Genomic DNA, 21694 nt, shown 5'->3' with positions numbered 1-21694 from the left:
GGGTCAGGAGATCTCAGTTCGACTTCGTTGCGGGTGCCGCAGCTGGTTGTGCGGCAGCCTGCGGCGCACGACCGACGACGACGGTCAGGAGCCCCTGGCCCCACATCCGCTTGGCGGCGGCCTTGGCGTCGTCCAGCGTCACCGCGTCGACGATGGCGTTGCGCTTTTCGATATAGTCGATCGGCAGCTTGTCCTGCTGATATTGCAGCAGCGCCTGCGCGAGCTTGGAGGAAGTGTCGAGCGCCAGCATCTGCGAACCCTTGAGATAGGACTTGGCCTCGTCGAGTTCCTTCTGGGTCGGGCCCTCGTCGGCGATGCGGCGCACTTCCTTCTCGATCGCATCCATGGTGTCACCGGCGCGGTCGGCACGCGTGCCGGTGTTGCCGATGAAGATTGCCGAATGCTCCATCCAGAGCAGGGACTCGAATACCGAATAGGCCAGGCCGCGCTTCTCGCGCACCTCGCGATAAAGCCGCGAGGACAGGCCGCCACCGCCGAGGATGTGATTGACCACGTAATAGGCCATGAAGTTCGGATCGCTGCGCATCACACCGGGGCCGCCGAAGGTGATCACGGTCTGCGGCACGTCGAGCGGCACAAAGGCGCGCTGCGGCGGCTTTGTGGCCTCGACGTCGGGGACCGGCACGAGATTGGCCTTGGCAGGCAAGCCACCGAAGGTGTGATCGAGCAGCTTGCCGAGCGTGGCCGGATCGACGTCGCCGACGACCGCGATCTTCAGCGTGTCCTTGGCGAGCACACGGCTGACATAATCCTTCATGTCGGCGACCGTGATGGTCGGCACGCTCTCCAGCGTGCCATTGGTCTGCCGTCCATAGGGATGATCGCCGAACGCCATCTCCAGGAATTTGCGGCTTGCGAGCGAGGTCGGGTTGGTCGTGTCGCGGCGCAGGCCCGAGATGACCTGCGAGCGGATGCGCTCGACATCGGTCGTTTCGAAATGTGGCGAGGTCAGTGCCAAGCGCAGCAGGTCGAAGGCCTCGTCCTTGTTGTCGCGCAGCATGCGCAGGCTGCCGCGGAAAGTGTCGCGTGTGGCGCTGAAGGAGAGTTCGATGGCGCGGCGGTCGAGCCGTTCATGGAACGTCTTGGAATCGAGATCGCCGGAACCCTCATCGAGAAGGTCGCCAACGAGATTGGCGACGCCGGACTTGCCCTTGGGATCCTGCGCCGAGCCGCCGGCAAAGGAATATTCCATGGCGATCAGCGGTACGGTCGCGTCCTGAACGAACCAGGCCTCGATGCCACCAGGCGAAACCAGGTGCTGGATCTTCGCTGCGGCTTGAGATGGCGAGATCGAAACGAGCGCGAGCGTCGCGCCGGTGACGAACGACAATGCGAAATGGCGAGCGCGAAGGAAGGGATGATTCACGAACGCTTCTCCTCGCGCTTGGCGGCACTGGTGTCCTTGATCAGATAGCCCGTCACCGAGCGCTTCTTCTCGAGCCATTTCTGCGCGGCGGCGCGCACCTGCTCGGCGGTGACCGCGCGGATGCGGTCGGGCCAGCTCCTGATGTCCTCGATCGACAGACCTGTGGTCAGTGCGCTGCCGTACCAGCGCGCCAGCACCGCCTGATTGTCCTGAGCGTAGATCGCCTCGGCGATGAGCTGGGTCTTGACCCGTTCGAGATCCTCGGCGCGGATCGGGTTCTTCGCGACGTCGGCGATGACGCCGTCGATGACCTGTTCGATGTCGGCGAAGCTGACACCAGGCTTTGGTGAAGCCGAGATCGCGAACTGGGTCGGGTCGAGCGAGATGCTGGAATAGCTGGCGCTGGCTGAAACCGCGAGCGGCTTGTCGACCACGAGCGCGCGGTACAGATAGGAGTTGCTGCCGCTGCCCATCAACTGCGCGAGCACGTCGAGCGCCGCGCTCTCGCCGGCCGCGGCCGTGGTTGCCGAAGGCACCAGATAGTAGCGGCGCAGGCCCGGCTGCTCGACGCGCGGGTCGGACAGCGTGACCGTGCGCGGCGCCGCCGGCGCCGGCTCCTGCGGACGGATGCGACGCGCCGGGATCGCAGGCTGGGCCGGGATCGGGCCGAAATTGCGTTCGACCAGCGGGCGCACGTCGGCCGCTTCGACGTCGCCGGCGATCACCAGGATCGCGTTGTTGGGCGCGTAGAAGCGGCGGTAGAAGGCCAGTGCATCCTCGCGATCGAGCTTCTCGATCTCCTGGTGCCAGCCGATCACAGGCCGGCCGTAGGGATGGTTGAGATAGAGCGCGGCCATGATCTGCTCGTTGAGCCGCGCATCCGGATTGTTGGCGACGCGCATATTGTACTCTTCGAGCACGACGTCGCGCTCGGGCAACACGTTCTCGTCCTTGAGGATCAGGCCGGTCATGCGATCGGCCTCGAACTCCATCATCGTCGGGAGCTGCTCTTTCGGTACGCGCTGGTAGTAATTGGTGTAGTCGACCGAGGTCGAGGCGTTCTCATTGCCGCCGACGCGAAGCACGGTCTGGGAGAACTCTCCGACTGGATGCTTCTCGGTTCCCTTGAACATCAGATGCTCGAGGAAGTGGGCGAGGCCCGACTTGCCCGGCGTCTCGTCGGCCGAGCCAACCTTGTACCAGATCATCTCCGTGACCACGGGGGTGCGATGGTCCGGGATCACCACGACCTGGAGGCCGTTGCTGAGCGTGAAGCTGGCGGGCGGCGCCGATGTGACCGTCGTCTGGGCGAATGCGCTGCCGACGTCGAGACCAGATGTCGAGAGCAGCGCGGCGAGAAGGCAGGCAACCGATCGGGGTGAGGGCATCTCGATCCTTGTGAAAGCCCAGACCCTGATGTCCGGGCGTGAGAGCACGGCAATGCTACACCGCGCGGCTTTAAGCTTCGGGTCACGAAGCAGAGAACGCCGTCAACTGATACTTAAAAATAGGTCATCTTCCGCGTCTGGCCTATACCGGACGATTGCGGCGCGCGCGTTCGACGGGCAAGCAGCTTACTGCTGCTTCTCCTTGCCGGACATGATGTCGTAGTACGTCCGCCGCGACTTGTCCTCTCCGGCACCATAGGCATAGTTGGGCGAAGGCGTCTGATAGCCCGGCGGCGGCTCGACCAACGATTGGCGCGGCGGCTCGCTGGTAAATGGCTTCTCCTCGCCCTTGTTGTTCGTCATCATGTTCCACAGACCGCCGGTGAATCCCAGCTGGGCCGGGCTCAGCGCCGGGTTGCTGTTGGTGCCCGGCTGGATCGGATCGTTGCTGGTCCGCTCGGGGGCGGCGGTCCTGCCGGCGTTCAACTCGGCGGGAGTCAGCGGCCGGGCCGCCTGCCAGCTTTCCGTCGCCTTGGACTCTTTCTTCCGCGCGGCGATGGCCTCCTTGCGGCGCTTCTCGTCGGGATCCTTCGGCCAGTTCGGCGCGTTCTTGGCTTCCGCGCCGGTGGGCGGCGGCAGGTCGAGCTTGGGCGGCACCACCAGCGGCGAGCGCTCGCGGTATTCGATGCCCTTCTTCTCCATGCTCTTGGCGCCGATGCCGGACATCAGATTGTCGATGATCCGCTCTTCGAAGGTCATCCCGTCGTCTTCATCGTCGTCATCCCCGGCGCGGACCGGGCCTGCCGACATGACGAGACCGACGCCCAGTGCGACGGCTGACAATTTCAGCGCCAGCCAAAGTCTCCGCCGGGGGTTTCGACCCATCGAACCGCTGGTCTCGGAGCTGCGCATACCTGTACCTGTTCCATATTGTGGCAGTCGTGTCGCGTCTCGCGCGACCACTCCTCGCCAAAGCAAGGTTCCGCCTCCGGTCCGTATCAGCCGGGATCAGGGCGCTTTTGCGGCGGGTATCCCCACAAAGGAATCATACAATAGGGCCGCTACCCCAGCAACGATGGCAACGTCCGCCAAGTTGAAAACGTACCAATTATAGGTATTTCCGGCGATTTCGATGTGAAACAGGGCAAAATCGACCACCGCGCCATAGGCCAGACGGTCGATGCCGTTGCCGATGGCGCCGCCGATGATCAGCCCCAGCGCCACGGTGGCGAGGTGGGTCTGCGACCGCGCCATCCAGATTGCAAGCGCGACCACCGCAACGATCTTCACTGCCATTAGCGCCAGCTGTGCGGCGTGACCGTCGTTCTGGAGCCAGCCGAAGCTGATCCCGATGTTCCAGGCCAGCACCAGATCGAAGAACGGCGTCACCTTCACCACGCCGCGGCGAGCGAGGTCGAAGCTGTTCAGTAGCCAGAGCTTTGAGGCCTGGTCGGCGACGAGCGTGGCCACAGCCGCGAGGATGCCGGTGCGGAGCGGGGTCATGGCCGGCGATCAGACCGCCACTCCGAGCGCCTTCCATTCGCGCAGCGCCTGGGCATCGCGCGGGGTGACGTCGGGATATTCGGTGTCCTCGCCGACCGTCGGCAGGATCTTCCAGGAGCGCGCGCATTTGGTGCCGACCGCCTTCTCGACCACGACCGCGACACCCGGCACCGTATCGAGACGGAATGCATTGGCCGGCGCCTCGCCCTCGCGCACCTCGTAATTCGAAGTGATGCAGATCTCGGCAAGATCGACGTCGAACAGCGTCGCCAGCATGTCGCGCTCGGCGACATAGATCACCGGCGAGGCCTCCAGCGAGGATCCGATGTTCTTGGCGGCACGTTCGAGCTCGAGCGCGCCGGTGACGACGCGGCGAACGTTGCGGATCGTCTCCCATTTCGCGGCGAGCTTTTCGTCGCGGAATTGTTCGAGACCCTCGGGGAAAAGGGTCAAATGGATGGAAGGTACCGCATCAGGACGGAACATCCGCCAGGCTTCGTCGGTCGTGAAGCTCAGGATCGGAGCGAGCCACTTCAGGATGGCGTCGCACAGAATGTCAATCGTGGTCAGCGCCGCCTTGCGCGCCGGCGAGGACGGTGGATCGCAATACAGCGTGTCCTTGCGGATGTCGAAGTAGAACGCCGACAGCTCCGAGTTCATGAAGGCGGACAGGGTCGCGACCACGCTCTTGTAGTCGAACGCAGCGTAGGCCTTGCGAACCGTTTCGGCATGGCCGGCCAGCTCGTGCAGCATCAACCGCTCGAGCTCGGGCATGTCGGCATGGGCAACCTTCTCGCTCGGCTTGAAGTGATGCAGCGTGCCGAGCATCCAGCGCACCGTGTTGCGCAGCTTGCGATAGGTCTCGATGGTGTTCTTCAGGATCTCCGGGCCGATGCGCTGGTCGTCGGCATAGTCGGTGGCGCAGACCCACAGGCGCAGGATGTCCGCACCCGAATCCTTGATCACCTTCTGCGGCTCGACGGTGTTGCCGAGCGACTTCGACATCTTGCGGCCGTTCTCGTCGAGCGTGAAGCCGTGGGTGAGTACGATGTCGTAGGGCGCGCGGCCGCGCGTGCCGGCACTCTCGAGCAGGGAGGAGTGGAACCAGCCGCGATGCTGGTCGCTGCCTTCCAGATACATCACGGTGTCATTGCCGCCGTCGACCTTGCGGACGATGTTGCCGAGTTGCGGGAAGTTCTGGCGATCCTCGAGCACGAAGGCGTGCGTGGAGCCGGAATCGAACCAGACGTCGCAGATGTCGTCGACCTTCTTCCAGTCCTCGGCTGCATGCGATCCGAGGAAGCGCTCGCGCGCGCCATCCATGTACCAGGCGTCCGCACCTTCTTCCATGAAGGCTTCGGTGATGCGCTGGTTGACGATCTCGTCCTGGAGGATTTCGGCCGAGCCGTCGCTCTTCTCGCGTACGAACACGGCAATCGGCACGCCCCAGGCACGCTGGCGCGAGATCACCCAGTCCGGGCGATTGGCGATCATGCCGTTGATGCGGTTTTCGCCCGACGGCGGCACCCATTGCGTCACCGAGATCGCATGCAGCGCGCGGGCGCGCAGCGTGTCGCCCTTCTTCGCATGGCCGTCCTCGCTGATGTCCTTGTCCATCGCGATGAACCATTGCGGCGTGTTGCGGAAGATTACCGGCTTCTTCGAGCGCCAGGAGTGCGGATATTGGTGCTTGAGGCGGCCGCGCGCGAGCAGCTTGCCGCCTTCGATCAGCGCCTTGATCACGGCCTCGTTGGCGTCGCCCTTCTCGCCCTTGTCGTTGAGCACGCGCCTGCCGGCGAAGCCCGGGGCCTGCGCGGTGTAGGCGCCGTTCTCGTCGACCGTGTAGGGGATCGCGGTCGAGATGCCCCGCGCGTCGAGCTCGCGGGTATTCGCCATCCAGACGTCGAAGTCCTCGCGACCGTGGCTCGGCGCGGTATGCACGAAGCCCGTTCCGGTATCGTCGGTCACATGTTCGCCGGCGAGCAGCGGCACGACGAACTCATAGCCGCCGCCGAACCCGCGCAACGGATGGGCGCATTCCACTGCGTCCAGCGTGTCGCCGGGAATCTCGCGTACCTTCTCATAGGCCGTGACGCGTGCCTGCTTGAACACTTCCGCGGCCAGCGCATCTGCCAGGATCAGGAGATCACCGGTCTTTGCCCAATTGTCCACGGGGGCGTCCGTCACCTTGTAGAGGCCATAGGCGATCTTGGGCGAGAACGAAATCGCGCGGTTGCCGGGCAGCGTCCATGGCGTGGTGGTCCAGATCACGACGCTGGCGGAAGCGAGCGCGCCGTGCGAGGGCGAGGTGACCGGAAATTTCACCCAGACCGTATCGGAGGTATGGTCTTCGTATTCGACCTCCGCCTCAGCCAGCGCAGTCTTCTCGACCACGCTCCACATCACCGGCTTGGAGCCGCGATACAGTGTGCCGTTGGCCGCGAACTTCATGAGCTCGCGGGCGATCTGCGCTTCGGCGGGATAGCTCATCGTCTGATAGGGGTGATCCCAGTCACCGATGATGCCGAGCCGCTTGAACTCCTCACGCTGGACGTTGATCCAGTGGGTCGCATAGGCGCGGCATTCCTTCCGGAACGCAACCATCGCGGCGGAGTCGCGGAAGTCCGGCTTCTGCTTGCCTTTCTTGCGGTAGTTCTCCTCCTCGATCTTCCATTCGATCGGCAGGCCGTGGCAGTCCCAGCCGGGCACATAGTTGGAGTCGAAGCCGAGCATCTGCTGGCTCTTGGTCACGACATCCTTGAGGATCTTGTTCAGCGCGTGCCCGATATGGATGTTGCCGTTGGCGTAGGGCGGGCCATCATGCAGCACGAATTTGGCGCGGCCCTCAGCTTCCTTGCGCAGCTTGTCGTAGAGGCCGATGTCGTTCCAGTATTTCAGGATCTCCGGCTCGCGCTGCGGCAGGCCGGCCCGCATCGGGAATTCGGTCTGCGGCAGGAACAGCGTCTTCGAATAGTCTTTGACTTCAAACTTTGGGGACTTCTGCGGCTTTTCGGACATGAGATTGACTGGCTCGGAATGGCGCGGGAACGGATGGCGATGCGGAATCGCGGGTGAAACGACAAAATCCCGGTCTTGCGCCGAGCCCTTAGGCTCAGGCGGAAGCCGGGCCGCTAATCCCTATGATGCGCCGCGCAAACATAGGCTCTCCATAGCAGGGGGCCAAAGGAAGCGCAAAGGTCCGGCGGATCGGCTTGGGGCCCTCAATCGACCATCCCCAGCCGTGGAAACGCATCCGGGGCGGCGGCCAGCATGGCGCGGGCACGGGCGGAATCGTCGTCCATCTGGCGGATCAGGGCCTCGATGTCGTTGAATTTCAGCTCCTCGCGGATGAATCCGACAAAGGCGCAGTCCAGCACCTGGCCGTAAATGTCGCCCTTGAAGTCGAACAGGAAGATTTCGAGCAGTGGGGCGCCATTATCAAAGGTCGGGCGGCGGCCGAAGCTCGCCACCCCGTTCAGACGCTCCGACCCGCGGCCGACCCGCACCGCATAGATGCCGTGCTTGAGCCCGCAATTGGCGTCGAGCCGGATGTTGGCGGTGGGGTAGCCGAGGTCGCGGCCGCGCTTCTCGCCATGGATGACCTCGCCGGTGATGAACCAGGGCGCGCTCAGCATGGCCGTGGCCTCGTCGAGCTGTCCCTCAGCGAGCGCGATCCGGATCGCGCTCGAGGACACCGGCCGCTCGTCGATATCGACATGCGGCTGCACGTCGACCTCGATGCCGAGCCGGGGCGCCTCGTTGACCAGGAGGCTCGGCGAGCCGACCCGGCCCTTGCCGAAATGGAAGTCGTAGCCGACCGCAATCCCGCTGACGCCGAGGCGCTCGATCAGCTCATGATGAATGAAGTCTTGCGCGCTGGTGCCGGCCCTGGCCTTGTCGAAGGTCATGACCACGGCACCGGAAAGCCCGGTCCCGGCCAGAAGCCGAAGTTTTGCCCGTTCGTCGGTCAGACGAAATTGTGGGGTGTTGGGGCTGAAAAACCGCCTTGGATGCGGTTCGAAGGTCAGCGCCAGCGCAGGGCGGCCATGCGCCCGGCCCATCTCCAGGGCAGCGGCGATGACGGCCCGGTGGCCGAGATGGACCCCGTCGAAATTGCCCATGGCGACCACGGCGCCCTTGGGGATCGCAGAATTCGGCGTGGTGTCGCGGATAACGGTAAATTGCGGGGCCATCAGAGGAATTCTCGAGCCGGCGGGGTCGGCCGGGACCGTGGCTTGAGCCGCGCGTTGAAGTCAAGCGGGCCGATATGGCCGCAGGGAACATGATTTCGGTCCGGCCCGGTCCCAGCCCAGTTAACGCGCTGTTTAACGCCTTGGTGCTAAGTGCATGAAAGGTGGAACTGAGGGCCCCCGGCCCGTCAGGTCCGTTTTTGAATATTCCTGGGTATGCGTTGGGGGGAGTCGAGATGGCGGTTGATTTGTCGATGCCGGTTCTGGTGGTGGACGACTACAGCACCATGATCCGTATCATCAGGAATCTGCTGAAGCAGCTTGGCTTCGAAAATATCGATGATGCCAGCGACGGTTCGGCGGCGCTGAACAAGATGCGTGGCAAGAAGTATGGGCTCGTGATTTCCGACTGGAACATGGAGCCGATGACCGGCTACGACCTGCTTCGCGAAGTGCGGGCCGACCCCAACCTCGCCACCACGCCCTTCATCATGATCACGGCGGAATCGAAGACCGAGAACGTGATCGCGGCCAAGAAGGCCGGCGTGAACAATTACATCGTCAAGCCGTTCAACGCGGCGACGCTGAAGACCAAGATCGAGGCGGTCTTCCCGGACATGGCTAGCGCATAAGCCGCGCTTCGAAGCCATCAGCTGAATCTTAAAAAGCCCGGGCACTCGTCCCGGGCTTTCTGCCTTTCTCAGCTCACCACTTCAATTCGCGCATCAGCGCTTTCGGCGGGTGACCGAACAATTCCAGCACCGATTTGGGATCGAGCTGGTCGAGGCCCTCGAACTCCTCGGCATGGATGCCGCGGGTGACGAACAGGCAGTCGATGCCGAATTCGCGCGCGCCGGTCAGGTCGGTGCGGACGGAGTCGCCGATCGCCAGCACCTTCTTCCTGTCGATCGGGTGGCCATGACGCTCGCCGGCCAGCGCCATCGCGCGCTCGTAGATCGGTCGGTGCGGCTTGCCATAGAAGATCACCTCGCCGCCGAGCTCGCGGTAGAGCTCCGCGATCGCGCCGGCGCAATAGATCAGCCGGTCGCCGCGCTCGACCACGATGTCGGGGTTGGCGCAGACCAGGGTCAGCCTGCGCTCGCGGGCCTTCAGCATCATGCCGCGATAGTCTTCCGCGGTCTCGGTCTCGTCATCATAGAGGCCGGTACAGACGATGTAGTCGGCCTCCTCCAGCGGAGCGGTCGTCGCATCGAGGCCGCGATAGATCGAGTTGTCGCGCTCGGGACCGAGCCAAAACATCTTGCGGCCTGGATGATCGGCGACATACAGCCGCGTCAAATCGCCCGAGGAGACGATCGCGTCATAGGTTTCGTCGGCGACGCCGAGCTTGCGCAATTGCCGCTGCACCGAGTCGGCCGGGCGCGGCGCGTTGGTGATCAGGATCACGGTACCGCCGTGACTGCGATAGGTGTGCAGCGCCTCGCAGGCCTCGGGGAACGATTCCAAACCGTTATGGACCACGCCCCAGATGTCGCTGAGGACGACATCGACCCCGCCCACGAGTTCGCGCAGGCTCTGTGCGAAATGCAGCGTGGTCATGACGCGCGCGGCCGATCAGATCCGGCGCGCGAGCGCCGCGTTGCCGGTGAGGCGTGATGAGGGGGTGGCAGGCGTCGTGCCTGCGCTGGGTATACCGGGGCCATTGGATCCCTGAATGTCCTGCGCCTGATGCGGCGAGGCTCCGCCGGTAGCAGATGCCCCTTCGGGCCGCAATGGCCGGGGCGGCGCGAACAGAAAGCCCTGGCCGAACCGCACGTCATAGTCGAGCAGGTCGACCACCGCGCGTTCGCCCTCGATCCGCTCGGCGATCAGGTCGATGCCGAAACGGCCGAGCAGATCGGACAGGTCGGAGGGGTGAATGTCCGAGGCCGATGCCTGCTTCGGGTCGAGCAGAAGTGGTGCCGGAACCTTGATGAAGCGAACGCCGCGGTCGGCGAGTTCGCGCGGCTCGATCCGCAGGTCAGTGACATGGTCGATCGAGAAGCGGAAGCCGCGCTGTGCGAGCGCCGCGAGATGCTCGGTCTCAGCCGGACCGAGGCTGCGGAAGGTCGATTGCTTGAACTCGAGCACCAGTGATGGCGCCAGCGCCCGGTTGGCCTCGAGGAAATCGAGACATTGCGCGAAGATGGTGGAATTGCCGAGCGTTGACGCCGCGATATTACAGAATACGCCGACATCCTTGTTGCGCACCATCAGCCGGCGCAGCACCTGGACACAGCGCAGCAGCACCATGTTGTCGATGCGCCCGATCAGCCCGGAGGCCTCGGCGATGCTGATGAACTCCTCGGCGGCGATCAACTGGTCACGCTCGTCGCGGACGCGAGTCACCGCTTCATAGAAGCGGACCTTGCGCTGCGGCAGCGTCACCATGGGCTGGAGGAAGATATCGATGCGGTTGTCGTCGATGGCGTTGCGCAGCGTCGCCAGCATCTGGGTCTGGTTACGGCCGTTGACGGTCTGACCCGCGGTCGCGGTCCGGGCTGCCTGCGATGTCGACCGCGGCGGCGCAGGAAGTGGAGAAGGAGCGGCCGGCCGCTGCTCGAAAGGTGCAACCAGGTCGACCGGCGCTTCCGGCTCCAGCCTGCCGATCGGAGTGGGGGCCGGCGCCGGCACATGGCCGGCCAGCAGGTCCTCATGCGTGGACACCGTGGCGGCGAGCTGCCTGACCAATCCGCCAAGCTCGTTGATCTCGCCGACCACCGACTGGACACGGTCGGAATTGGCCGAATTGGACGAAGCGATGCGGCCCTCGATCGCAGCCAACCGGCGCCCGAACTCGGCCACCTGGCGGGCGAGGTCGGCGGTGCCGCGCGACAGGTCAGCGATCTGGCCGCCAACGTCGCTGCGATCGCGCAGCCGCATCGACACAGCGTTGTAGAGGATCAGGAAGGTCAGCGCGGTCAGCGCCACGATCGCAGATTCGGTTCCGCTGATCCCGGCGACCGCGTAGAGCACCAGCCCGAGCGAGGCCGCGACCAGAACCATGCAGATGGCGATGAAGATCGTCGAAATGCGAATCATGCCGCGCGTTACGCCTCAAGAGCTGACTGCCTCATCCGGGAAAACACGGGCCGCAATTCGCAGCCGCCACGCCTCATGCTCCCCCTGAGCAAGGCGAGCTTAACATCTTTGTTGATTCGAGGGGATAGCGGCGAGATCAGGACGGCGCGGCGGCGCCGACCGTGTCGGCCGGGACGGCCTCGCGGCTGCCGATCGGCTTGGGCCGTCCGGTGGTCGTGTCGCGCAGGCTCTGCCGCTCGATCTCCGAATTCAGTTCGGCACCGAACATGATGACGATGGCCGACATCCACATCCACATCATCAACCCGATGGCCGCCCCGAGCGAGCCGTAGGTCGCGTTGTAGTTGGCGAATTCCGACAAATACCAGGAGAGCAGCGCCGACCCCGCAATCCAGAGGATGGCGGCCGTCACCGCGCCGAGGCTCAGCCACTGCCAGCGCGGTGCATCGCGGCTGGGCGCGAAGCGATAGAGGATGGCGAGCGCCACCAGCAGGATCAGGAACAGCAGCGGCCAGCGTGCCAGCGCGACGATCAGCTTGCTCTCCGGCGCAATGCCGAGGTGATCGAGTGCAAGCGGGAAGGCGACCACGGTGCCGACCATGACCAGCAGGGCTACGATGCCGCCGACCGTGAAGGCGAGGGACACCATGTTCAGCTTGATGAAGCTGCGTTTCTCGCGCTCCTCATAAGCGACGTTGAGGGCGTCGAAGATCGCTTTGACGCCCGCATTGGCGCTCCAGATTGCGAGCACGAGGCCGAACAGGAAGGTGGCGCCGAGCGCCGTGTTGCCCTTCGACACCACACGACCGACCTGATCCTGGACAATCTGGAACGTGCCTTCGGGAAGCATCATCGCCAACTTCTGGAGATTGTCGCTGATGGTCGCGGGATTGGCGAACAGTCCGTAGGACGAGACGAGTGCCGTCACGGCGGGAAAGATCGCGAGCAGCCCGAAGAACACCACGCCGCCGGCGGTCGCGAGCAGGCGATCGTCGTCGATGCGCTGATAGGTGCGCCAGAAAATATCCTTCCAGCCGGCCCACGAGATTTTGAGCGGGCTTTTGGAGCGGCGACCGTGGCCGGGCTGCATGGCCGCGCTTGCCGGATTGGTTTCCGGTGAACTCGCTTCGTTGTTGCGATGGTCTTGCGGCGGTCCCGGCCGGATCAGCCCGGACTCCCCGAAATAGCGTTCTGCCGTCAGCACGAACACCGCCGTGGCGGCGACCAGCAGCCAGCTGTCGAGCTGCTCGGTTGGTCGCGCCGGCATCATGCATCCTGTCTGCGGGCGGGACGCCGCCGGCGCGCCGCGGTGAATCCGACCAGGGTGAGCGCCGCGAGCATCAGGCCAAGTTGCATGGGCCTGACGGTGCGAGCCGAAAAGCTGTTGCCGCGATGGCCACGTTCGCCCGGCGCAAGCGGCACCAGGGGAATTGTCGTCGCAACCTCTTTTACAGCCTGTTTGACCGTTCCGCGCGGAATGCGCGGCGTCGCGACCGCTACGCGCAAACGGCTGGCAAGCGGAACGACCGGCTTTGCCTTGCGCTTCATCTGCGCCATCGCAATACCGGCGCAGGCCCCGGCCAGCACCAGCAGCACGGCCCCGACGGCACCAAAACCCCAGAATTGTCCGTAAGTGATGGCCACCCAGCGGTACAGGGCCATCAGTCCGACGAAAAATGCGGCGATCAGGAACAGGCCGGCGACCGCGAATAGCCCGCCGGCTACCGCGTAAGATGTCACCTTTCCCGCTGCCTGGCTGGTCTGGTCGCGCAAATAGGATTGAGCGGCGCGTTTGACGTGATTGAGCTTCAGCGCCATGCCGGCGCGCAGCAATTCGCCCGATGGCGCGAGCATACGGACACCTCCGAGAACGAGACATTCGTCGGGGGATGAACGTGGCGGAATTTGACTTGTTCCGCCGGCCGCGCGCGATCAGCCGAGATCGGCGGCCGCGATCCAGAACACCTCGCCCTCGGACTCCTCGGTGTCAAGCCAGAGCAGGGGCAGTTCCGGAAAGGCCTCGTCGACCAGCTCGCGGCCGCGGCCGATCTCGCAGATCAAGCCGCCGTCCGGCGTCAGGCGATCGGGTGCATCGCGCAGGATGCGGCGGACGATGTCGAGTCCGTCGGCGCCGCCGTCGAAGGCGAGTTTGGGCTCGGCCCGGCATTCCGGCGGCAATGCCGCCAAGCCTTCGGCGTCGACGTAAGGCGGGTTGGTGACGATCAGATCGTACTTGTTGTCGTCGAGCGGCGCGAACAGGTCGCCACGATACAGCGTGATCCGCTCGTCCAGCCCATGTTCGCCGACATTGCGCGCCGCGACCTCAAGCGCGCCCTCGGACACGTCGACGGCATCGACGGTCGCGTTCGGGAAATGATACGCGGCGAGGATCGCAAGGCATCCCGATCCCGTGCAGAGATCGAGCACGCGCTCGACGGAGGCGGGATCATCGATCAGCGAGCCAGGCTGCCCGTCGCCGCCGAAATGCGAATCCAGCAGCTCGCCGATGAAGGAGCGCGGAACGATGACGCGCTCGTCGACATAGAAGGGCAGACCGCGCATGTAGATCTTGTTGACGAGATAGGCCGCCGGTTTGCGCGTGGTCACGCGCCGATGGATGAGATCGAGCAGCGTCTTGCCTTCCACCGCGGTGACGCGGGCGTGGGCGAAGCTCTCGAACTGGTCGGGATGCAGATGCAGGGCCTCGCAAACCAGGAAGACGGCTTCGGCGACCGGATCGGTCGTGCCGTGCGCGAAGGCAAGCTTTGCCTCGACGAAGCGGCTCACCGCATAGCGGACGTAATCAATCAGCGTGAGCAGCTCGCCGCGCCCGACTTTGGCGAGCTTGGGTGCGGCGCGGCCGCGCGTGACCTTTTTCGAAACTTTTGCCATCAGGATTTGGTCCAGCGTGCGGCGGCCTCGTCGTCGCAGGCCTGGGCTTCGACCCAGCCGGTGCCCGTTGCGCTCTCTTCCTTTTTCCAGAACGGGGCGCTCGTCTTGAGATAATCCATCAGGAACTCGGCGGCCTCGAATGCAGCTCGGCGATGCTGCGAGGCGGTGAGCACCAGCACGATGTTCTGGCCCGGCATGAAGCGGCCGACGCGGTGGATGACCGTGACGCCGTTGAGCGGCCAGCGCGAGATGGCTTCGTCGACATGGCGCTTGATCTCTTCTTCCGCCATACCAGGATAGTGCTCGAGCGTGAGCGCCGCGATCTTCGAACTGTCGTCATCGGCGCGGCAGATGCCGGAGAAGCTGACGACGGCGCCGATATCGGTGCGGCTTTTGGTCAGGACCGCGATCTCGCGCGCAATGTCGAAGTCATCTTCCTGAATGCGGATGGCGACGGGGCAGGTGGCGGCGGGGGAGTTCATGGCCTAGCCGCCGGTCATCGGCGGGAAAAACGCGATCTCGCGGGCGCCGGCGATGGCGGCGTCCGCCTTGACGTGGGCATGGTCGATCGCGGTGCGGATCACCTTCGGCTTCTCGAAGGCATGAGCATAGGCTTCGCCTTGGCCGGATAGCCAGGCGATCAACTCCTCGACGGTGCGCACGCTCGCGGGTGGCTCGACGGTCTCCTCGGCCTTGCCGATGCGCTCGCGCACCCAGGCAAAATACTTCACCTTCATCCCTCGTCCTCCTTGATGAGGTGATGGATGCCCGCGCGGAAATAGTCGTAGCCGGTGTACATGGTCAGAATCGCCGAGGCCCACAGCAGGACGAGGCCGATCAGCGAAACCACCGGGACGACCTCGTCGCCGGCTGGGCCTGCGAGCAGGAAGCCGATTGCGACGAGCTGAACCGTGGTCTTCCATTTGGCGAGCTTGGTCACGGGCACGCTGACGCGCAGCGCGGCAAGGTATTCGCGCAGGCCCGAGACCAGGATCTCGCGGCAGAGGATCACGATGGCAGCCCACAACGACCAGCCATGGATGATGCCGTCGGCGGCCAGCATCAGCAGGCACGAGGCGACCAGCAGCTTGTCCGCGATCGGGTCGAGCATCCGGCCGAACGCCGATTGCTGATTCCAGATCCGGGCATAATAGCCGTCGAGATAGTCCGTCACCGCGGCGCCGATGAAGATCGCGACCGCGACCCAGCGCAGCCACAACGGGTAGTCCAGGATCGATTGCGCGTAGATGCATCCGACTACCACGGGGATCGCGGCGATCCGGCCATAGGTCAGGATGTTCGGGAGGGACATCGCGCGGCTGGTCGTCCCTCGTGTGGTGGCGATGTTCATCCGTCCTACCAATACCGCTCAAGGCTGAAGGTCAACCGTCCGTTCCCAAATGGGCACGGGATGCGACGACCATATGACTTTAGCTTCCTTTTGGGGCCCTTTAGTTCATCCAGGCTGGGGATGGAAATAGTCGAAAATCCTGCGGGCGCTCTCCGCGCTCACCCCAGGAACCTTGCCGAGATCGGCGATCGAAGCGCGTTCGATCTCCTTCAGGGTTCCGAAATGATGCAGCAAGGCACGTTTGCGTGACGGGCCGATGCCCGGAATCTCCTGCAAACCGGCCTCGCGGATGTCCTTCTTGCGGAGCTTGCGGTGCGAGCCGATGACGAAGCGGTGGGCCTCGTCGCGCAGGCGCTGGATGAAATAGAGCACGGGGTCGCGTGGCTCGAGCTTGATCGCCTCTCGCTCCGGCATGAACAGGGTCTCGCGGCCGGCATCCCGATCCGGGCCCTTGGCAACCGACATCAGCGACACCTGGGTGAGGCCGAGATTGGCAAAGATTTCGCGGACGGCGTTGAGCTGGCCGCGGCCACCGTCGATGATCACGAGGTCGGGCCATTGCGGGAAATCGTCGTCCTTTGCTTTGGCTGCGGCGTCCTCGGGTGGGTTGATCAGGCGCTTGAAGCGACGCTCCAGCACCTCGCGCATCATGGCGAAGTCGTCGCCCGGCGTAATCCCTTCCGACTTGATGTTGAACTTGCGGTACTGGTTTTTGACGAAACCATCCGGGCCGGCGACGATCATGGCGCCGACCGCATTGGTGCCCTGGATATGGCTGTTGTCATAGACCTCGATGCGCTTGGGCGCATGCGGCAGGCTCAGCGTCGCAGCCATGGCGTCGAGCAGACGGCTCTGGGTTGCGGTATCCGCGAGCTTGCGGCCGAGCGCTTCGCGCGCGTTGGTCAGCGCGTGGGTGACGAGCTCCTTCTTCTCGCCGCGCTTGGGCGCGATGACCTCGACCCTGTGGCCGGCCTTGACCGATAGCGCGTTGGCGAGCAGCTCCATCTCCTCGATCTCGTGAGAGAGCAGGATGGTCTTCGGCGGCGGCTTGTCGTCGTAGAACTGGGCGAGGAAGGACCCCAGCACCTCCTCCGGCGTATACGTCTTCTCGGCGCGCGGGAAATAGGCGCGGTTGCCCCAGTTCTGGCCGGTGCGGAAGAAGAACACTTCGACGCAGGAGAAGCCGCCCTCCTGGTGAATGGCGAACACGTCGGCTTCCTCGACCGTTCGCGGATTGATGCCCTGCTGCGACTGGATCGCCGACAGCGCGGCGAGGCGGTCGCGGTAGAGCGCGGCGCGCTCGAATTCAAGCTCACCTGAGGCCTTCTCCATCTCGCCGGCAAGCTCCTGCTTCACGGCATGGCTCTTGCCGGACAGAAAGTCGGTGGCTTCGCGCACCAGCGTCGTATAGCCGCCGAAGTCGATCTCGCGGGTGCAGGGGCCGGCGCAGCGGCGGATCTGGTAGAGCAGGCAGGGGCGGGTGCGGCTCTCGAAGAAGGAGTCCGTGCAGGAGCGGATCAGGAACGCGCGCTGAAGTGCGGTGATGGTGCGATTGACCGCACCGGCGGAGGCGAACGGGCCGAAATAACGTCCGGGGCGGGTCTGCGCGCCGCGATGTTTGAGGATCTGCGGCGCCCAATGGTCGCCAGTGATCAGGATGTAGGGAAACGATTTGTCGTCGCGCAGCTGCACGTTGAAGCGCGGCCGCAGCTGCTTGATGAGGTTGGCTTCCAGCAGCAGGGCCTCGGTCTCGGTGGTGGTCGAGACGATCTCCACGTTCACCGTGGCCGCAATCATGCGCAGAATGCGCGCCGGCAGCGGTGCACTTTGGCGCGCATAGCTGGACAGGCGCTTTTTGACGTTCTTGGCTTTGCCGACATAGAGCACGTCGGCGTTCGCACTGAGCATGCGATAGACGCCGGGCGAGGTCGGCGCGAGCCGGACCGCCCGCTCGATCGCCTCGTGACCGCTCGCCAGCGGCTCCTCGCCGATCGCGCCGCTCTCTTCCAGAATATCCGGCAGTCGCGCATCGTCCTCATCGTCGCCGCCGACGGCGGGATCGAGGTCCGGCGGTGTCAGCCCCTCGGGCGGGAGATCGGCGGTCGCGGCAGCCCGCGCCGGCTTGCGCGCGCGTGCGTCGTCCGGATTGTCGGTGGAATCGTGAACCATGGAGCGAATTTAGGCACTGGGGGGACCGATTTGAAGTTCCGGTCGTGCCGCACGCACAGGCGGGCGCGCAGTTCCCGGTAACGCTTCCTTAAGTTTGTTAATAGCGCGGTAACGGGTCTTAACAGCCCTTTAACTTAAAACTCTCGATAAATCCTACGCGAAAAAGTGGTGGTTCCGTAACCATGCGGTCTGACCTGGCGCGGCGGCGCGGGCATCGCACGGCGTTGCGGCAGTTGCGTTGGAGTATGTGATGAGGGGGCTCGTTTTGGGCGCAGCCGCGTTGGTTGCAGCCGGCTGGACAGCTTCGGCAGATGCCGCCGATCTCAATTACGGGCAGCGTGCGCCCTATACGGTCAATCAGCCGCTCAATGCCTATAGCTGGGCCGGCCCCTATCTTGGCGGCAACCTCGGTTATGAGTGGGGCTCGGTGAGCAACACGTCCGTGAAGCCCTCCGGCTTCGTCGGTGGCGTGCAGGCCGGTTACAATTTCCAGAACGGCCCGTGGGTTTTCGGCGTCGAAGGCGATATCGAGGCCGCCGGCGCCGACGATACGTTCGCGCCGTGGAAGTTCTCCAATCCCTGGTTTGGAACGCTGCGCGGCCGCGCCGGCTACGCCTTCAGCAATGTGCTGTTCTACGGCACTGCGGGCCTCGCCTTCGGCGAGCTGCGCGCGCAAACCTTTGGCTGGACAGAGTCGCACACCACGGCCGGCTGGACCGCCGGCGTCGGCGCGGAAGTCGGCCTCGCGCCGAACTGGAGTGCGAAGCTCGAATATCTCTACATCGATCTGTCGACGAGCCAGTTCGCGATTACAGGCGTGTCAAACGGCTATAGCGCCAGCGTCGTGCGTGCAGGCGTGAACTATCACTTCTGATGGCTTGAAGAAGAAAATACCGGACAACAGCCTCCCGGCCGCTCGCGGCCGGGACTTTTTTGCGCCGATTGCGTGGGGTGAGGTCCGCTAGGAAAGGATCACGAGATTGACCGCCTTCGGGCCCTTCCCCTTCTTGTCCGGTTCGACTTCGAATGTGATACGCTGTCCTTCGGCAAGGTCCTTCAGTCCCGCCCGCTCCACGGCGGTGATATGAACGAAGACATCGCGACCGCCGTCGTCCGGCTTGATAAAACCATAGCCGCGCTCGCCGTTGAAGAACTTGACCGTTCCCGTCATGGCCATCGGGAAACTCCCCCTCATTGCTCCTCCGTCGCAACGCAGACGCGCGTCACGACATGACCGGGCATTACGGAGCCCGGGAGCTGGCCATCCTTGGGCGGACCTCTAAGGTCCGACCGGATCTTTCTAAGGCCTTCACTCCGCCGCAACCATTCGCGGAAGCGGAACGTAAAGCCAGTCACGGAAACAGCATAATACGGTTCGTTGCAGATTGACTACCGCTCCTGCATCTTTTTCCCAAGAATGCCGGAGTGTTACGGGGTGGTGTCAAGGCTTGGGCACCTCTAGTCGGAATCTGGCAGCGCCCCCTTGGCCGAGCGGCATTTCCAGCTCGGGCAGGATCGTCTTGAGCTCGCTTTGCAGCGTGTATGGCGGATTGACGATCAGGAGCCCGGCCGAGGTCAGCGCCGCGCCGTCGGCTTGCGGCGCCACGCTGAATTCGAGACGCAGGCATTTGCCCTGCGGCTTTGCGGCAGCCGCGGCGCGCGCCACAAGCTGCGCCAGCGTGTCGGTGGCGCGCCGGCTCTTGGCGGGGTACCAGATTACATAGATACCGGTCGGCCATTTCGCGAATGCGGTGGAGAAGGCTTCGCCCAGTCTTTCGAACTCGTCCTTGGCTTCGAAAGGCGGGTCGACCAGCACCAGCCCCCGCCGCTCCTTCGGCGGCACGAAAGCCGGCAGCGCCATCCAGCCGTCGAGATCGACCACGCGGGCCTGTTCGTCGCGCCGCAGCACGTCGATCAGCGCCTTGCGCGCCTTCGGCTCGAGCTCGCAGGCCACCAGTCGGTCCTGCGGCCGCATCAGGCCGCGCGCGATCAGCGGCGAGCCCGGGTAGGCCTTGAGCTCACCCTTCGGATTGAAGGCGCGGACGATGTCCATGTAGGGCCTGGTCAGCGCAACGGTCTCGTTGGAGAGGCGCGCCTGCATCAGCCGCGCGATCCCGGTCAGCCACTCGCCGCCGCGGCGCGCCTCGTCGCTGTCGAGATCATAGAGGCCGGCGCCCGCATGGGTGTCGATGACGCGGAAGGCGGCAGGCTTGTCCTGCAAATAAGTGAGGATGCGGGCCAGCACGATGTGCTTGATGACATCGGCGAAGTTGCCGGCGTGAAAGGCGTGGCGGTAGTTCATGGCGGATGGGACTACGTTGTCTTGCGCGATCCCATCCCCTTGTCATTGCGAGCGCAGCGAAGCAATCCAGAATCTCGATGTCGAGGCAGTCTGGATTGCTTCGTCGCATCCGCGCTAAATTACTGCGCAATTTTATCGCGGGCCCCTCGCAACGACGAAGCAGGAACTAACCGCCCCTGATCGGTGGCATCGTCACCTGGTCGCGACGGCAGGCGCGGCGCTCGATTTCCTCGCAGGCGCGGAATTGCAGGTCCTTGCTGAGGCAGATGCGGACCTCCGAGAGTCGCGTCCGGTTGCATGTGACCGAGACGGCTGCGTTGCTGAGGCCCGGATTGGCCTTGATGAAGGCTTCTTCCACCTCACCCGGCGCCACGGTCTTGGTCTCTGACAGGTCGAGATATTCGGCCGGGATCTTGATCGCGGCCCGCGCCTTGCGGATCGTCTCGAAATAGTTGCGATCGGTGAGCCCGGAGCAGGTGCCGTGCTTGTCCCATTCATTGAAGATCAGGCCTGGCGCCGGCATCAAATCGAGCATCGAGGAGACGATGCTGCGGTTCAGGCGCGGCGAGGGCCGCTGGCAATATTCCGGAAAGCCGTTCTCATATTGCGGCCAAAGCCCGTGCACCACGAAGGAATAGGGTCGTCCCTCGCACTGCATGTTCGAGCGTCCGCCGCTACGGCCGCGCTCAGCTGCTTCCTCGCAGAAGGACGGCGACCACGACAACGACAGCACATAGAAATCAAATTCGCCGGGCGCGTTCTGTCGTTTGTCCTCAGCCTTCGCGCTGCCGGCCGGCGCGATCAGCCCGGCGGCAAGACCCAAGGGAAGGATTAGTGAGATCATGAGACGGGAGAACGAATGCAATCTAAAATGAAACATGGCAACGCCCCTCAACTAGACTGTGCAATCAGCCTAGCAGCCAATAAGAACATTTCAAGAACAAAATTTGAGCGACCGGCGATCTGCTGCTGGAGCGGTCCGAATCGAACTCTTCTGCTCAGGGCTTGGCGGCGCGGCAGGACGGATTGTAAGCCCAGTTGCGATCGAGCCCGACCACGCACCATTCGACGCCGTTGCCGTACCCGGCAAAGCCGCCATCCTCGATAATCGAAAAGTGCACCCTGCGCACCTTCCCATCGGTGAGCATGGCCTCGCCGGTGCAGTAGCGGCGCGGAATGTTGTCGGATGCCCAGGGCCGGAACGCGACCTCGTGAACCGCGGCGAAGCCGGTGATCTTCAACGAGGAATTCCAGAACGAGCTTTCCTTCTCCCAAAACTGGGTGGCGATCGTCGGAAGCGCCTTGTCGCAATCGGCAACCGCGCCGTCATAGCGCGGCCCGCTCAGCCAGAAGTTCAGCTCCAGCGGATTGGCGGCCCTGGCCTCGCCGAGCGACAGCGCTCCAAACACGAGGCCGAAAACGGCGGCAAAGCGAAGCGATTTCAGGGAGGGCGCGCGCATGGGCAATCCG

21 protein-coding genes are annotated in these 21694 nt (G+C 64.2%); 2 read left to right on the top strand and 19 right to left on the bottom strand.

The genetic code is table 11. The annotated features are described in order from the left end of the window. Positions 1-13: 13 nt before the first annotated feature. The 6 genes from XH88_RS22750 to XH88_RS22725 form a co-directional block, all read right to left on the bottom strand. Positions 14-1387: a M16 family metallopeptidase gene (locus XH88_RS22750; protein WP_271670529.1), complete on the bottom strand. Its 1374-nt coding sequence runs from the start codon at positions 1385-1387 to the stop codon at positions 14-16. Beyond that, positions 1384-2775 (bottom strand): M16 family metallopeptidase, encoded by a 1392-nt coding sequence (locus XH88_RS22745; protein WP_271670528.1) that lies wholly within the window; start codon positions 2773-2775, stop codon positions 1384-1386. The genes XH88_RS22750 and XH88_RS22745 overlap by 4 nt, the downstream gene beginning before the upstream one ends. Before the next feature lie 186 nt (positions 2776-2961). Next, the gene (locus XH88_RS22740) at positions 2962-3687 is read right to left on the bottom strand and encodes a hypothetical protein (protein WP_271670527.1); all 726 of its coding nucleotides are present in this window, start codon (positions 3685-3687) and stop codon (positions 2962-2964) included. A 96-nt stretch (positions 3688-3783) separates the two neighbouring features. Continuing rightward, on the bottom strand, positions 3784-4278 hold the full coding sequence (lspA, locus tag XH88_RS22735) for a signal peptidase II (protein ID WP_271670526.1): 495 nt from the start codon (positions 4276-4278) through the stop codon (positions 3784-3786). A 9-nt stretch (positions 4279-4287) separates the two neighbouring features. Further along, complete coding sequence (ileS, locus tag XH88_RS22730) at positions 4288-7296, bottom strand: isoleucine--tRNA ligase (RefSeq protein ID WP_271670525.1); 3009 nt, start codon at positions 7294-7296, stop codon at positions 4288-4290. 203 nt (positions 7297-7499) lie between these two features. Further along, a complete protein-coding gene (locus XH88_RS22725; protein WP_271670524.1) occupies positions 7500-8471 on the bottom strand; it encodes a bifunctional riboflavin kinase/FAD synthetase in 972 nt (323 codons plus the stop codon). A gap of 233 nt (positions 8472-8704) precedes the next feature. On the opposite strand from XH88_RS22725, the gene XH88_RS22720 reads away from it, so the two are divergent. Further along, the gene (locus tag XH88_RS22720) at positions 8705-9100 is read left to right on the top strand and encodes a response regulator (RefSeq protein WP_008567674.1); all 396 of its coding nucleotides are present in this window, start codon (positions 8705-8707) and stop codon (positions 9098-9100) included. A 73-nt stretch (positions 9101-9173) separates the two neighbouring features. Here XH88_RS22720 and XH88_RS22715 read toward each other — a convergent pair whose 3' ends face one another. The 9 genes from XH88_RS22715 to uvrC all read right to left on the bottom strand — a co-directional run bounded on the left by XH88_RS22715 (position 9174) and on the right by uvrC (position 17922). Further along, positions 9174-10028, bottom strand: a complete 855-nt coding sequence (locus XH88_RS22715; RefSeq protein ID WP_271670523.1) for a TIGR01459 family HAD-type hydrolase — start codon at positions 10026-10028, stop codon at positions 9174-9176. 15 nt (positions 10029-10043) lie between these two features. Beyond that, entirely contained in the window at positions 10044-11510 is a 1467-nt protein-coding gene (locus XH88_RS22710; RefSeq protein WP_271670522.1) for an EAL domain-containing protein, read from the bottom strand. A 136-nt stretch (positions 11511-11646) separates the two neighbouring features. Further along, positions 11647-12777 (bottom strand): YihY/virulence factor BrkB family protein, encoded by a 1131-nt coding sequence (locus XH88_RS22705; RefSeq protein WP_271670521.1) that lies wholly within the window; start codon positions 12775-12777, stop codon positions 11647-11649. Further along, positions 12777-13364, bottom strand: coding sequence for a phage holin family protein (locus XH88_RS22700; protein ID WP_271670520.1), 588 nt, complete (start codon positions 13362-13364; stop codon positions 12777-12779). The genes XH88_RS22705 and XH88_RS22700 overlap by 1 nt, the downstream gene beginning before the upstream one ends. A 78-nt stretch (positions 13365-13442) precedes the next feature. Further along, positions 13443-14402: a 50S ribosomal protein L3 N(5)-glutamine methyltransferase gene (gene prmB, locus XH88_RS22695; protein ID WP_271670519.1), complete on the bottom strand. Its 960-nt coding sequence runs from the start codon at positions 14400-14402 to the stop codon at positions 13443-13445. Next, complete coding sequence (locus XH88_RS22690) at positions 14402-14884, bottom strand: molybdenum cofactor biosynthesis protein MoaE (RefSeq protein WP_271670518.1); 483 nt, start codon at positions 14882-14884, stop codon at positions 14402-14404. Before XH88_RS22690 ends, prmB begins: the two co-directional genes overlap by 1 nt. A gap of 3 nt (positions 14885-14887) precedes the next feature. Further along, positions 14888-15139 carry a molybdopterin converting factor subunit 1 gene (gene moaD, locus XH88_RS22685; protein ID WP_271670517.1) on the bottom strand — a complete coding sequence of 84 codons (252 nt, stop codon included), beginning with the start codon at positions 15137-15139 and terminating at the stop codon, positions 14888-14890. After that, complete coding sequence (pgsA, locus tag XH88_RS22680; RefSeq protein WP_271670516.1) at positions 15136-15753, bottom strand: CDP-diacylglycerol--glycerol-3-phosphate 3-phosphatidyltransferase; 618 nt, start codon at positions 15751-15753, stop codon at positions 15136-15138. The genes moaD and pgsA overlap by 4 nt, the downstream gene beginning before the upstream one ends. A gap of 105 nt (positions 15754-15858) precedes the next feature. After that, a complete protein-coding gene (gene uvrC / locus XH88_RS22675; RefSeq protein ID WP_271670515.1) occupies positions 15859-17922 on the bottom strand; it encodes an excinuclease ABC subunit UvrC in 2064 nt (687 codons plus the stop codon). Positions 17923-18172: 250 nt separating this feature from the next. On the opposite strand from uvrC, the gene XH88_RS22670 reads away from it, so the two are divergent. Then, on the top strand, positions 18173-18796 hold the full coding sequence (locus tag XH88_RS22670) for an outer membrane protein (RefSeq protein ID WP_271670514.1): 624 nt from the start codon (positions 18173-18175) through the stop codon (positions 18794-18796). 87 nt (positions 18797-18883) lie between these two features. Here XH88_RS22670 and XH88_RS22665 read toward each other — a convergent pair whose 3' ends face one another. The 4 genes from XH88_RS22665 to XH88_RS22650 form a co-directional block, all read right to left on the bottom strand. Further along, positions 18884-19099, bottom strand: coding sequence for a cold-shock protein (locus XH88_RS22665; protein WP_008544396.1), 216 nt, complete (start codon positions 19097-19099; stop codon positions 18884-18886). Between the two features lie 264 nt (positions 19100-19363). Further along, positions 19364-20224: a 23S rRNA (adenine(2030)-N(6))-methyltransferase RlmJ gene (locus XH88_RS22660; RefSeq protein WP_271670513.1), complete on the bottom strand. Its 861-nt coding sequence runs from the start codon at positions 20222-20224 to the stop codon at positions 19364-19366. Positions 20225-20390: 166 nt separating this feature from the next. After that, positions 20391-21104: a ribonuclease T2 gene (locus XH88_RS22655; RefSeq protein WP_271670512.1), complete on the bottom strand. Its 714-nt coding sequence runs from the start codon at positions 21102-21104 to the stop codon at positions 20391-20393. A 118-nt stretch (positions 21105-21222) separates the two neighbouring features. Further along, positions 21223-21684, bottom strand: coding sequence for a hypothetical protein (locus tag XH88_RS22650; RefSeq protein ID WP_271670511.1), 462 nt, complete (start codon positions 21682-21684; stop codon positions 21223-21225). Positions 21685-21694: the final 10 nt, after the last annotated feature.

The organism is Bradyrhizobium sp. CCBAU 51627 (assembly GCF_028128765.1).
GTDB lineage: Bacteria > Pseudomonadota > Alphaproteobacteria > Rhizobiales > Xanthobacteraceae > Bradyrhizobium.
This window is presented reverse-complemented; position numbering and strand designations above follow the sequence as displayed.

What these genes read in the sequence shown, in the direction of transcription:
- XH88_RS22745 (WP_271670528.1), bottom strand. Translation starts at nt 2,775, where the DNA reads ATGCCCTCACCCCGATCGGTTGCCTGCCTTCTCGCCGCGCTGCTCTCG.
- XH88_RS22740 (WP_271670527.1), bottom strand. Translation starts at nt 3,687, where the DNA reads ATGCGCAGCTCCGAGACCAGCGGTTCGATGGGTCGAAACCCCCGGCGG.
- lspA (WP_271670526.1), bottom strand. Translation starts at nt 4,278, where the DNA reads ATGACCCCGCTCCGCACCGGCATCCTCGCGGCTGTGGCCACGCTCGTC.
- ileS (WP_271670525.1), bottom strand. Translation starts at nt 7,296, where the DNA reads ATGTCCGAAAAGCCGCAGAAGTCCCCAAAGTTTGAAGTCAAAGACTAT.
- XH88_RS22725 (WP_271670524.1), bottom strand. Translation starts at nt 8,471, where the DNA reads ATGGCCCCGCAATTTACCGTTATCCGCGACACCACGCCGAATTCTGCG.
- XH88_RS22720 (WP_008567674.1), top strand. Translation starts at nt 8,705, where the DNA reads ATGGCGGTTGATTTGTCGATGCCGGTTCTGGTGGTGGACGACTACAGC.
- XH88_RS22715 (WP_271670523.1), bottom strand. Translation starts at nt 10,028, where the DNA reads ATGACCACGCTGCATTTCGCACAGAGCCTGCGCGAACTCGTGGGCGGG.
- XH88_RS22710 (WP_271670522.1), bottom strand. Translation starts at nt 11,510, where the DNA reads ATGATTCGCATTTCGACGATCTTCATCGCCATCTGCATGGTTCTGGTC.
- XH88_RS22705 (WP_271670521.1), bottom strand. Translation starts at nt 12,777, where the DNA reads ATGCCGGCGCGACCAACCGAGCAGCTCGACAGCTGGCTGCTGGTCGCC.
- XH88_RS22700 (WP_271670520.1), bottom strand. Translation starts at nt 13,364, where the DNA reads ATGCTCGCGCCATCGGGCGAATTGCTGCGCGCCGGCATGGCGCTGAAG.
- prmB (WP_271670519.1), bottom strand. Translation starts at nt 14,402, where the DNA reads ATGGCAAAAGTTTCGAAAAAGGTCACGCGCGGCCGCGCCGCACCCAAG.
- XH88_RS22690 (WP_271670518.1), bottom strand. Translation starts at nt 14,884, where the DNA reads ATGAACTCCCCCGCCGCCACCTGCCCCGTCGCCATCCGCATTCAGGAA.
- moaD (WP_271670517.1), bottom strand. Translation starts at nt 15,139, where the DNA reads ATGAAGGTGAAGTATTTTGCCTGGGTGCGCGAGCGCATCGGCAAGGCC.
- pgsA (WP_271670516.1), bottom strand. Translation starts at nt 15,753, where the DNA reads ATGAACATCGCCACCACACGAGGGACGACCAGCCGCGCGATGTCCCTC.
- uvrC (WP_271670515.1), bottom strand. Translation starts at nt 17,922, where the DNA reads ATGGTTCACGATTCCACCGACAATCCGGACGACGCACGCGCGCGCAAG.
- XH88_RS22670 (WP_271670514.1), top strand. Translation starts at nt 18,173, where the DNA reads ATGAGGGGGCTCGTTTTGGGCGCAGCCGCGTTGGTTGCAGCCGGCTGG.
- XH88_RS22665 (WP_008544396.1), bottom strand. Translation starts at nt 19,099, where the DNA reads ATGGCCATGACGGGAACGGTCAAGTTCTTCAACGGCGAGCGCGGCTAT.
- XH88_RS22660 (WP_271670513.1), bottom strand. Translation starts at nt 20,224, where the DNA reads ATGAACTACCGCCACGCCTTTCACGCCGGCAACTTCGCCGATGTCATC.
- XH88_RS22655 (WP_271670512.1), bottom strand. Translation starts at nt 21,104, where the DNA reads ATGTTTCATTTTAGATTGCATTCGTTCTCCCGTCTCATGATCTCACTA.
- XH88_RS22650 (WP_271670511.1), bottom strand. Translation starts at nt 21,684, where the DNA reads ATGCGCGCGCCCTCCCTGAAATCGCTTCGCTTTGCCGCCGTTTTCGGC.